The 12,392-nt window shown below is 39.1% G+C and carries 8 protein-coding genes; all 8 read right to left on the bottom strand.

Features of this window, described 5'->3' with window-relative positions:
- Positions 1 to 257: 257 nt before the first annotated feature.
- The gene (locus tag M4I44_RS20280; protein ID WP_249965903.1) at positions 258 to 2,195 is read right to left on the bottom strand and encodes a family 2A encapsulin nanocompartment cargo protein cysteine desulfurase; all 1,938 of its coding nucleotides are present in this window, start codon (positions 2,193 to 2,195) and stop codon (positions 258 to 260) included.
- Positions 2,179 to 3,099 carry a family 2A encapsulin nanocompartment shell protein gene (locus tag M4I44_RS20275; protein ID WP_202703368.1) on the bottom strand — a complete coding sequence of 307 codons (921 nt, stop codon included), beginning with the start codon at positions 3,097 to 3,099 and terminating at the stop codon, positions 2,179 to 2,181. Before M4I44_RS20275 ends, M4I44_RS20280 begins: the two co-directional genes overlap by 17 nt.
- A 684-nt stretch (positions 3,100 to 3,783) precedes the next feature.
- Positions 3,784 to 5,439: an arylsulfatase gene (locus M4I44_RS20270; protein WP_249965902.1), complete on the bottom strand. Its 1,656-nt coding sequence runs from the start codon at positions 5,437 to 5,439 to the stop codon at positions 3,784 to 3,786.
- A 190-nt stretch (positions 5,440 to 5,629) separates the two neighbouring features.
- On the bottom strand, positions 5,630 to 6,892 hold the full coding sequence (locus tag M4I44_RS20265) for a YeiH family protein (RefSeq protein ID WP_249965901.1): 1,263 nt from the start codon (positions 6,890 to 6,892) through the stop codon (positions 5,630 to 5,632).
- A gap of 80 nt (positions 6,893 to 6,972) precedes the next feature.
- Positions 6,973 to 7,692 (bottom strand): thioredoxin domain-containing protein, encoded by a 720-nt coding sequence (locus tag M4I44_RS20260; RefSeq protein ID WP_017496002.1) that lies wholly within the window; start codon positions 7,690 to 7,692, stop codon positions 6,973 to 6,975.
- Between the two features lie 5 nt (positions 7,693 to 7,697).
- Positions 7,698 to 8,768 (bottom strand): sterol desaturase family protein, encoded by a 1,071-nt coding sequence (locus M4I44_RS20255; RefSeq protein ID WP_017496001.1) that lies wholly within the window; start codon positions 8,766 to 8,768, stop codon positions 7,698 to 7,700.
- Between the two features lie 195 nt (positions 8,769 to 8,963).
- A complete protein-coding gene (locus M4I44_RS20250; RefSeq protein ID WP_249965900.1) occupies positions 8,964 to 10,883 on the bottom strand; it encodes an arylsulfatase in 1,920 nt (639 codons plus the stop codon).
- Between the two features lie 28 nt (positions 10,884 to 10,911).
- Positions 10,912 to 12,384, bottom strand: coding sequence for a RagB/SusD family nutrient uptake outer membrane protein (locus M4I44_RS20245; protein WP_249965899.1), 1,473 nt, complete (start codon positions 12,382 to 12,384; stop codon positions 10,912 to 10,914).
- Between the last annotated feature and the right edge of the window lie 8 nt (positions 12,385 to 12,392).

Genomic DNA, 12,392 nt, shown 5'->3' with positions numbered 1-12,392 from the left:
GAAAAAAATAAAACACTTTGTTGCTTATTGTGTAATTAAATTACTATTAAGATGTTTTAAATCTTAATATTTAGCTAAAATTGTAATTTTATGTTTGATGATTTACGTTTTGTTTGATTATTTTTTAAAGTTTAATTTTTCAAACAAAAAAAGCGATTGTGTTGAAACAATCGCTTTTGGAAATAACTACTCAAAATATTAAAAAAAGTAATTATTTTTTAAAGAGAGGTAACTTATAGTTTACCAGTGTTGTTTTTTTAAAATTTAACTTTTTTAAGTTCCCATAAGGTTTTGATAAAAGTATCAACATCCTCAGTGGTATTGTAAAAAGCCAGAGATGGACGAACAGTAGTTTCGACTCCCATTCTTCGCAAAATAGGCTGCGCACAATGATGTCCGGTTCGTACTGCAACACCTTCTTTATTTAAGGCTTGTCCCACCTGATCGTTTGTGTAGCCTTGCAAATTAAATGAAAGAACACTTGCCTTGTTTGCTGCTGTACCGATCAATCGAACGCCCGGGATTTCTTTTAGCAATTTTGTCGCATAGTCTAACAATTGATGTTCGTACTGACCGATCGCATCTATTCCTAGTTTTGTCACATAATCTATTGCTGCCCCAAGGCCAATTGCATCGGCAATATTTCCCGTTCCGGCTTCGAAGCGATTCGGCGCTTTGTGGTATTTTATTTCCTCAAAAGTGACATCCTGAATCATGTTCCCACCAGATTGGTAAGGATGCATTTCATTTAGTAATTCTTCCTTTCCGTATAAAGCGCCAATTCCGGTTGGGCCAAAAAGTTTGTGTCCGGAGAAAACCAGCCAGTCCGGATTTAAATTCTGAACATCAACTTTCATGTGTGAAACCGATTGTGCGCCATCAATTAGAACTTTTGCTCCAACGGCATGAGCCATTTCGACAATCTTTTTGGCCGGGGTTACAGTTCCCAGTGCATTTGATACCTGAGTAAAAGCAACCAGACGTGTTTTTGAATTCAGCAATTTTGCATATTCATCCAGTAAAAGTTGACCATCATCGTCAACCGGAATTACACGAAGTTTTAATCCTTTTTTATCTGCCAAACGTTTCCACGGAACAATATTCGCGTGATGTTCTAAATTGCTGACAATGATCTCGTCACCAGCAACTAAATTATAATCGCCCCAACTTTGTGCTACAAGGTTAATACCTTCAGTAGCACCACGAACAAATACAATTTCGTTTACGGAGCTGGCATTCAGGAACGTTTTTACTTTTTCGCGGGCAGCTTCATAAGCATCCGATGCGCGGGCAGCCAATTCGTGAGCAGCACGATGGATATTCGAATTTTCATGTTCGTAGAAATAGGCAATACGATCAATAACCGACTGCGGTTTTTGCGTCGTAGCAGCATTATCAAACCAAACCAAAGGTTTTCCGTTTACGGTTTCTCTTAGGATAGGAAAATCTTTTTTGATGCGGTTAGCATCAAAATGAGAACCGGAAATACTACCAAAATCTTGTTTTTCAAAAGTATTCCCAACGATTAAATTCGAATTTCTCTGATCAAAAGCAAACGGATTTTGCTCTAAAAAGTAATACGAATTTGATATCTCATTTCCGTTTAACGGAAGGTGGGCACGTTTTGTAAATTGTGTATCCACAAAAGCCAAAGCTGCTTTTAATTCTGTTTCAAACGAAGAACCTTGGGATTGAAAAGGCAGGTATTCATTATTTAAAAACAATTTCGAAAAAAAACTTTCGTCATTTAGCTTAGCGGCTCCGTTATTCCCAAAATTTTCGTCATAAAAACCGGTTTGCGGATTGTTGACATTTACATTATTTCCGTGTGAAATTCCCAATGGAGAAGTTTCACTTTGAGGATCAAATCCGGCTCCGGCATTTGGATATAAAGCCGAAGCTCCTGAGCCATAATTAGCAACCGTTGGCGCTGCTCCAAATCCGCTAAATGCTGGTAAAGCAGTTGGTGAAGCTGGCGCATCCTGCAAGGGCAGGGCTGCCGGGTTGTGCCCACTGAAGTTCCCCGTATTCAGGAAGGTTTCTGCAACTTTTGTGGCACGGGGATGTTCATTACGATCAGGACTTAACAAAATCTCTTTGGGAAATTCGTTAGGTAACGCACTGAACAATTCGTTAGCCAAAAGCTGCAAATCCTCAATGTTGGGTAAACCGTTGTTGTTAGTATTTATACTCATGGTACTTTCCAATTTCTACATCTTCAAGAACGGCAATGGCATCGTCTACCAATACGGCCAGTGAGCAATATAGTGATACCAGATAAGATGCAATTGCTTTTTCATTTATTCCCATAAAACGAACTGATAATCCCGGTGACTGTTCGCCTTGTAATCCTGGCTGAATTAATCCGATAACACCCTGACGGCTTTCTCCTGTACGTAATAAAATGATTTTTGATTTTCCGTCTTTGATAGGCAATTTGTCGGATGGAATAAGCGGAATTCCTCTCCACGTTAAGAATTGAGATCCAAACAAAGAGGTAGTAGGAGGAGGAACACCACGACGCGTACATTCACGGCCAAAAGCTGCAATTGCCAAAGGATGTAGTAAAAAGAATCCCGGTTCTTTCCACACTTTTGTTAGTAGTTCGTCTAGATCATCCGGAGTCGGTGCACCGGTTCTGGTTTTAATAATTTGCGAAGGTGCAACATTGCTGAGCAAACCATAATCTTTATTGTTGATTAATTCGCTTTCCTGACGCTCTTTAATGGTTTCGATCGCCAATCTAAGTTGTTCAGAAATCTGATTGTATGGTTTACTGTACAAATCTGAAACTCTTGTATGTACTTCAACAATCGTTTGAACTGCAGCCAGATTATATTCTCTCGGATTATCGATATAATCGACAAAAGTATTGGGTAAAACTCTTTCGTCTCTTGCTGAACAATCTACTTCAATGTGACTTCCGTCTTTTACTTTATTCAAACGGAATACACCCGATTCTACTGGTGTCCAATGCAAAAGATGCGTTAACCAACGTGGTGTAATTGTTCCAATTTGAGGAACGGTACGTGTTGCAATTGCTAATTGTCTTGCTGCAACATCTCCTAATGCTGTTTGTTGTTGTTTTGTTTCAGCCATGGCTTAATGGTTTAATGGTTAATTTATTTTTTGCTGTAGTATTTTAAGAACTTTCATTCGTAAAAAAAACAATTTTATCGTACTAGTAAATTTAGTTTAAAACTAAAAACCCCCGAAATAAAAACCGTTTAATTTACAGTATAATAATATCTAAATTGTTGAATCATAAGCTTTATCAAGACGTAACCTGCTTTTAAGCGAATGATATTTTTGCTTGATAGGGTGATCTGGTTTCGTGCCCGTTACCAAAGAGAGGATCTGTTTGTGCTTGGGGATGACTTTCGATTTTAGGAATGAAATCGAGTCAAAACGAAATAATGGAAGAATTAACGACAGAAGCACATATAACAAAAAGTGTTATAGGTATATTTTTTTGGAAGGATATAATTCGATGTACTTGCAGTGGTTTTCAAAATGTAGTTTTTTAAAATTTAATCTCTACTAATTCTATAGACAAAGTTATATTTAAAATAATAAAATCCAAAAGTTTTTTAAAATTTATTCAGATGAGTGTAAGAAAACAGGTAAGGTATAGAATAAGATTTATTTTAAAGTGTTGATTTATAGTTGTTTGGTTTTATTGGTTTTCGAATATAAAAAAAGACAGAAAAAGAAGTAAGAGTTGTTTTTTACTTATTTTTCTGTCTTTTTAAATGCTTTATAAAATGTAAATAGAAGCTTCAATTACTTTTTTAAGGCAGCGCCACCAGGCATAACTTCCTGTTTTAGTTTGAATTTACTGTATTCTACAACTCCGGTCTGATCGGCCCAATCAAAATAGGCAGCCGATAGTTTATTGACAATACCGGGATTCTGTTTGGCTACATTATTGGTTTCACCGCGATCTGTTTCGATATCATAGAGTTCCCACTCGTAAGAGGGGTAAATCGATACCAGTTTCCATTTTCCATCGCGTACCGCTCTGTTTCCTGCTCTTTCCCAAAATAACGGAGCTCCTCTGTTGACCTCGGAAGCATTGTCAAATAATACAGGAAGGAGACTTTTCCCTGCCAACGGGTTCGATTTGGCACCGTTGTATTCTTTTGGATATTCAATTCCGGCCAATTCATAAAAAGTAGGGGCAAGGTCAATAATGTGCCCGGTACCTTTATCAATGCGGCCTCCTTTTATTTTTGAAGGAAACCAGGCAATAAATGGAGAACTGAAGCCGCCTTCGTGCATATTGTTTTTGTATTGTTGTAAGGGAGTATTTGATAAATAGGCCCAGTTTTGTTCCTGATAATCGAAGGAACCTGAAGTTCCAATCGGACCATCATTTCGAACCAAACCTCTGCCTAACGGATTGTAGGTATTGAAACCACCCTGCGCACCATTGTCTGAAATAAATATAATGAGGGTGTTTTTATCTTTTTTTAGCGCTTTTAATTTATTCAAAACCTTACCCACATTCTGATCCATATTGTCTACCATTGCGGCATAAACTTCCATTTTGGCTTTCCAGAATTGTTTTTCGTCATAGGTAAGTTTATTCCATTCCGGTACTTCCGGATCTCTTGGTGATACGGTTTGATTGGCAGATAAAATGCCATTTGCTTTTAGCTTTTCGATTCTTTTTTCTCTTAAAACATCCCAGCCTTCGTCAAATTTTCCTTTGTATTTGGCAATGTCTACCGGTTTTGCCTGTAGCGGCCAGTGTGGAGCGGTAAAAGCTAAATACAGAAAGAACGGCTTATTTTCTTTGTTTTGTTCGTCGAGAAAAGTCACCGCGTTGTTTCCGATTTCATCAGTAAAATAATAAGAATCGTCTTTAGGATGGAGTTCTTCATTGTTTCGAAGTAATTTTACTGGATAAGGTGTTTTTCCGAAAGGCAAAGGTTTGCTGTCGAAATAACTGGAAGCTCCTTTTAAGATGCCATAAAATTTATCAAAGCCTCTCTGGTTAGGCCATTGCGACTGATCTTCGGAACCCACGTGCCATTTTCCTGAAAGTAAAGTGCTGTAACCACCAGAACGAAAAACTTCTCCCAATGTCAAAGATTCTTTGTTAAGGTATCCCTGATAAGCCGGCAGGCCCAGATTGATATCAAAAAAGCCCATTCCGGCTTTGTGCTGGTATTGTCCTGTTAACAAAGAGGCTCTGGTTGGAGCGCAAATCGAGTTGTTGTAGAATTCGCGAAGACGTAAACCTTCACTGGCTAGCTGATCAAGATTGGGTGTTTTAATTTCGGAACCATAATTACCTAAATCAGAATAGCCCATATCGTCGACCAGAATCAGGATGATGTTTGGTTTTGAAGAAGGGGTAGTGGTTTTGTTTTGTGCGGAAACGAAAAGTACTGTCGAAAACAAGAGGTGGAATGTGAGAAGTGTTTTTTTCATTTTAATTCATGTTGTGAGTTGCTGAAACTGGTTTTATCTTTTGTTGAATCGGTTTAAGAATATAAACATAGCTTTAAAAAAGTAGAGTAAATTATGGTTTTTTAGAACAACTCTGCGATTTATTTTTAATGAAATGTATTTTAGATACAATAAGTTACGCTTTAAAGTGTTCGAAAAATGATTTAGATTGTTATTCTTTAAAAAGTAAAAAAGCAATGATCAGCGTGACAATGATATTGAACAATTGTGCTATTAAAAAGGCATATAGAGGTTTTCGGCTGGTATTGCCCAGTAAATCTTTAAATTTGGTTTCCAGTCCGATACTGGTAAAAGCAAGGGCAAACCAAATGCTTTGCAGATTTTTTAAGCTGTCTTTTACTTCGTCTCTCACTTCGGCAGTCAAAAGAAATGAAAAGAGGAGTGAAGCGGCAATAAATCCAATGACGAATTTTGGAAAACGTTCCCATATAACACCTAAGGTTGGTTTTGCAGCAACAGCCTCTTCCGATTTGTTCTGAGTGTAAGTCCAGTAAACGGAAATGGCAAAAGCAGCTAATCCTAAGAGTACATTTTGAGAGAATTTGACAATTGTACTAATTTTTAAAGCGGTTTCGCCTACCAAGGAGCCTGAAGCAACAACGGCTCCCGAAGTATCAATACTACCGCCCAGCCAGGCTCCGGTTACCTCTTCAGGAAAGTTGAAATGTTTAGCAATTATGGGCATGAAAATCATCATGGGTATTGCGGTGACTAAAACAATAGAAATTACGTAAGACAGTTTTTTTGAGTCGCCTTTGATGGCACCCGAAGTCGCAATTGCAGCGGAAACTCCGCAAATCGAAACCGCGCTGGAAATCATCAGGGTTAATTCATCGTCGACTTTTAATTTTTTGCACAGCCAGAAGGCAAAGTACCAAACCGAGAGTACAACTACTAAAGCCTGAATAAGCCCAAGTGAACCGGCTTTTAGAATGTCTGAGAAAATAACAGTGGTTCCCAGTAATACCAAGCCAATTTTGACAAATACCTCTGTTGAAAGAGAGGAACGAAACCACCTTGGAAGGATGAAAAAATTACCGAGACAGAGACCTATGATTAAACTAAAAATCACCGCTTCGAGATTTAGACCTTTGATGGTCGTATTTCCGGAGATCACCAGGGCAAAGATGGTTAACACATAAACGATGGGAAAACCCAATAAAAAGTTTTTGACTGATTTTCCAATTAAAAAAGCACCAAGAGTTCCAATCGCAGTCAGATATATAAATTGTAAGCCAATGATTTTCAGGTTTCCGAAATTAAACACGTCTACTACTAAATCTGTTCCGGTTGACCATTTGAAAGTTGGAACCTCAGGAAGAAAAACAAAAAGAGAAATTCCGATAATGATAAATCCAAGAACGACGACAGTCCAGTCTTCGTGGAGGGTAAATTGTTTGTTTTGGGTTGACATTTTTTAGGGTTGTTTTTACTGGATTAAACCCGACAGGTTTTTGAAATCTGTCGGGTTTGTATGCGATTATTTAGCGGTTTTTATTTGGAAGCCAAAGCAACATCGACATCATTTTTTAAATCTCCGAGGCCTTCTTTTTTGAAAACAATTTTGCCTTTTTTGTATAAAATCAAAGTAGGGAACACTTTTACAGTTTTTAAATCGGCGATTACCTGAGGGCTGTCTTCCAAATCAATTTCCACGATTTTTAAATTAGCTCCGTATTGTGCTCTGATGGTTTCTAAAACAGGTTTTACCTTTTTGCAGGCACCGCAGTAAACAGAACCAATATCAACGAGAACATCATTATTTTCTGAAATGATTTTGTTGTATTCGACTAAGGTTAGTTTGCTTTTTGAATTGGAGTAAAAAGGTTTTCCGTTTCCAATCCAGTTGGCAATTCCGCCTTCTAAACTATAAGCTTCTTTGAAACCGTTTTTAAGTAATTCATCTGCGAGCCAGACACTTCTTCCTGCACCAATAGAGTAGGTAAAAACCGGTCTTGTTTTATCTAAGGCAGCAATGCGTTTGGCATAGTCTTTCGATTCCAAATTAAAATTTTGTGCTCCATTGATATGATTGAGAGCAAATTCTTCAGGACCGCGTGCATCAATGATTTGTGGTTTTTTTTCGCTTTGAATTTTAGCATAAAAGACGTCTAATGAGACGGTGTTGGATGCTTTTTGCTGTGCAAAACTAATTCCGGATAAAAACAGTATCACAATGGCGATACTGTTTTGGATTGTTTTATTTTTTATCATGATTTTCAAGATTGAACCTGCTCATAGTAAGCCTGATTGGGTACTGTTTTTTCTACTTTTTGGCGTATTGGAACAGCTAACACTCCTTCAGCCAAAGCACTTCCTTCTTTTTTGGATTTGAAGATGGGCCAAAGAAACTGGGCGTACCATTCTTCTTGTTTGTAGGACTTCATTCCGTACGATTTTGGAAATTTTCTGGTGATTAAACCTGTTCCGAAGATCATATCCCAGATAAAAAACATATTACCAAAGTTCCCTTTAAAATGTCCTACACCATCACCGCTAGTATCCGCATGATGTGCGTGATGAGTCGCAGGAGTCGAAATTAAACGTTCTAAAACCCATGCAATCGGATGTAAAACTTTGTATTTGTAAAAGGGTTTGTCCCAGGCAATACTGGAGTGAGCGCCTAAAGTGATAAAACTTTTGATCACTAATACAAACAATGCAGGTAATCCTAAACCTAAAAATGTTAAAGTTGCCGTTAAGTAAATCTGCGAAAAGAAAACCGTATAAATAAAGTTTTGTCTGGAAGCCATCGCCATGCCCATGTACGGAGCGGAGTGGTGCGTACGGTGAAAACGCCATAAAAAAGGAACCTGATGGTGTAAGCGGTGGTACCAATACTGCGTTAAATCATCGGCTACTGCGATCAGGAAAAAACCTCCCCAAAACGGAACCCACGAAAGCGAGTTGGCAAGATTGGGAATTAAATACGGTAATGCAGTAAGACTGAAAAAAGCAATTACCGGAGGCAAAAGCAATTTAGGAGCCAGAAAACAAATGATATCTACTTTGCGTTCCTGACCCGTCCATTGATCGTCGTATAAACCTGCTGTAAATTCGATAATCCCCAGAATCACCATAAAAGCGGTTAATCCCCAGGTTCTGATGTTTTCGAAAGCCGGTTTGATAAATTCTAAAAATGATGGTAAGGCAATATGCGATTGTGCGATCGCACCATTTGTTAGTTTGAAATACAGAAAGATTGCCAGGACAGGCAGTGCATAAAGGAAGAGACTAATACTTAAATCTCTGGTTAGTTTACTTTTTGAATTATAAGCTGTTGCTGCCATGATTTTTATTTTAAAAAGTTGCTAATTAAAGTTAAACCTCCCGCCAGAATGAGTAGCGGAACTAAAAAAACAATCGCACCCACGAGTATTTTTTTTCCTATAATTTCATAATCTGTTTTTTTCATGTGGATTGGAATTGAAAGAGATTCAGGTCTTTAATACATTGACAAAAGACCTGAATCTTTATTGGGTTAATTATTTTGAATTTCCGGGTCTGGTAGCCTGTTGGATGAGATCCTGTAATGTTTTTCCTTTGTCGGCTGTGGTGTTGTGTATTCTTCTGTTGTACACGTCCTGCCAGTCAATCAATGGATAAACATTGTTTTCTTTGGCTTGTTCATCAAACAGTTTTTTAAGTTCGGCTAATTTTTCAGGATATTTTTTAGCCAGATCGTTACGTTCGTTGAAATCTTCGTTCAGGTTGTACAATTCCCATACGTCTGTGTCAAAATTACTTTCGGCCGGTTTTTCGTTTTTACCCAACGATTTTTTTACCGCAAAAGAATCCGGCAGGTGAGCTGCTCCCGCTTTCCAGCCATCTTTGTAGATGGCTCTGTTTCCGAAAATATAGTAGTACTGAACGGTATGCAAAGAAGGTGCTTTGGCATCGTTTAGCGAAGTAAAAAAAGTAGACCCCTGAATGGCATCCTGTTTTATTTCTCTGATATATTCCGGAGCTTTAATTCCGGCAATGTCTAAAGTTGTCGGCAGCAGATCGGTTACGTGGCTGTATTGATTTCTGATTCCGCCTTTGTCTTTAATTCCTTTCGGATAAAAAACGATCAACGGATTGCGCGTTCCCCCTTCCGATTGTGCATCTTGTTTCCAGTTTTTAAACGGAACATTGGTGGCCTGAGCCCATCCCAACGGATAATTGGTATTGAGTCCTTTTGCCGTTCCGATTTCACCAATGTTGTTTAAGTTTTTCTGAAGATTTTCTTCATCAGATCCACCCTGAGCAAACAGACTTTGGTTGATGGTTCCTTGTGTAGTACCTTCTTTACTGGCACCATTGTCACCAATTGCCACAAAAATTAAAGTATTATCGAGTTGATTGGTTTGTTTTAAATGCTCGACGATACGTCCAATTTCATGATCAGTATAGGTAAGATATCCGGCATAGACTTCCATGAATCGGGCGTACACTTTCTTTTGATCGGGTGTTAGTTTTTTCCAGTCGGTAATCAACGGGTTACGCTCCAGCAATACAGCGTTAGCAGGAACTACACCTAATTTTTTCTGGTTGGCCAGTACTTTTTCGCGATAAGCATCCCAGCCTTCATCAAATTTTCCTTTATAAGGTTCGATCCAGGATTCTGCCACCTGATGAGGTGCGTGAACAGCGCCCGGCGCATAGTACAAAAAGAAAGGTTTGTCCGGTGCGGCCTTGTGCTGTTTGGTGATATAGCTAATGGCTTTGTCTGTAATCTGATCGGTTAAATGTCTTCCGTCAGGAATAACGTGTGCGTTGTCTTCTACCAAATCCGGTTTGTACTGATCGGTTTGTGATCCTAAGAAACCAAAGAAGTGTTCGAAGCCTTTTCCGGTAGGCCATCTGTCAAATGGTCCGGCATCAGTCGCTTCTTCATCAGGAGTCAAACCGTATTTTCCTACGGCAAAAGTATTGTATCCTTTGTCTCTCAGGATTTCGGCAATCGTACCTTTATCAGATGGAATTCTTCCGTCCCAACCAGGGAAACCGGCCGATAAAACGGTGTGAGAGAACCCGCTTACATGTACTTTTCCCGAATTTCTTCCGGTTAAAATAGCAGAACGGGTAGGAGCACAAATGGCTGTAGTGTGAAAATTGGTGTAGCGTAAACCATTATTGGCCAGATTGTCAAAAGTGGGTGTTTGAATAAGGCCTCCAAAAGCACTAGAGGCACCAAATCCAACATCATCCAGTAAGATCCAGACAATATTCGGGGCACCCGTTGGTGCTTTTACAGGCTCAGGCCAATATTCTTTCGAATCGGCTAAAGTTTTACCTATAACGCCTTTAAAATCAGCATTCGGATTGTTTTGCGCAAAACTAAATTGTGCTGCAAGCAACGCACTAAATAAAAGTCCTTTTTGCGGACTTTTAATTTTACTATTGGGTTTGAAATTTTTCATAATCTATTAGTTTTTAGGGTTGTGTTAATTAATATCCGGGGTTTTGTGGTAATCCGATTGGATCGATGTTTCTTTCGCTTTGTGGAATCGGGTATAAATTATTTCGTTCGGAAACAGAATTTTTAGCCAGTACTTTTTTGACCTCGGTAACCAAAGTTCCCCAGCGAACCAAATCAAACCAGCGTTGTCCTTCCTGAACAAATTCTTTTTTGCGCTCTTCCTGTAGGGCAGCCCTGAAAGACGTTTGTGTTAATCCGGTTAAGTCAACCGTAACATCCGGTGTGTTGATTGGTTTTCCGAAAGCTCTTCTTCGTACTTGATTGATTAACTCGTAGGCCTCGGGAGTTGGTGACCCTTGTTCGTTTATGGCTTCCGCTAAAGACAATAAAATGTCGGCATAACGAATTATCGGAAAATTGATGGCTACGTTGGATGGTGTGGCCAGATTCGTTAAATCCAGATACTTTTTGAAGATCGGTTTCGGAAAAGTATACACGTTTGCGGTACCGGGAATTGGTAATTGTTTGGCATAACTTACATCTCTTCTGGTATCGCCGGCAGCATAAATATCATAAAACAAAGCAACATCCGAAATAATATCGGCAGGTTCTGTAGCCGTGAATCCTGTAAAAGAAGTGGCTTGAAAAGTACTTCCACTGGAGCCGTTTCCAGCTTGGTTGGGTTCAAACTGAACGGAGAAAATGTGTTCTTTCCCGTTCTTTTTGGTTTTAGTAAAAATATCCTGGAAATTTTCAAAAAGCGCATATCCATAACCGCCATTGATGACTTCTCTGGCTTTTAAAATAGCATTCGGATAGTCTTTTCTGGTAAGGTAAACCTTGGTCAGAATGGCTTTTGCCGCTCCCGATGTAGCACGTCCCGTATCTGTTGCAGGATAAGTGGATGGTAAAGCTTCAGCATCTTTTAAATCTGAAATAATCTGGGTATAAACTTCCGCTACAGTGGCTCTTTTCGATTTTAAACTTTCCAATTGAATAGAAGTAGGCTCATGCAACACAATTGGAACTCCGCCCCAAAGACGTACTGCCTGAAAATACAATAAGCCCCGGATGAATTTAGCCTCGAGAATCAATCTGTTTTTAACGGCGTCTGAACCGGCTACTTTTGGTATATTATCGATAGCAACATTAGCTCTGTTTATTCCGGCATAGATTTGACGCCACGCCACCTGAACACGATCAGAAGTTGCATCATGAGTCAGGCTGCTTAAAGCTCTCACCTGCGGATTGGTGGCAGAAACTCCCGCTGCAGCATAATCAGATGCCATGTCAGTTAGGAAATATAAGTTTCGGCCAAATAAACTCTGCTCTCCCGGATCAAGGCTCAATGAAGCATAAACAGCAGTCACACTAGCAAGGGCATCGTCCTGAGTTTTAAAGTAGTTGTCTTCGGTTACAAATGAGGTAGGTGTGACCTCTAGATCAGTGCACGATACCAATAGTCCGGCACTCAATAGGAATGTTATAAAAATCTTTTTCATTTTATATT

Origin of the sequence: Flavobacterium sp. B183 (assembly GCF_023539155.1) — a bacterium.
Lineage (GTDB): Bacteria > Bacteroidota > Bacteroidia > Flavobacteriales > Flavobacteriaceae > Flavobacterium > Flavobacterium tructae.
Note: the sequence above shows the minus strand (reverse complement) of the source record. Positions and strands in the feature narration are given on the sequence as shown.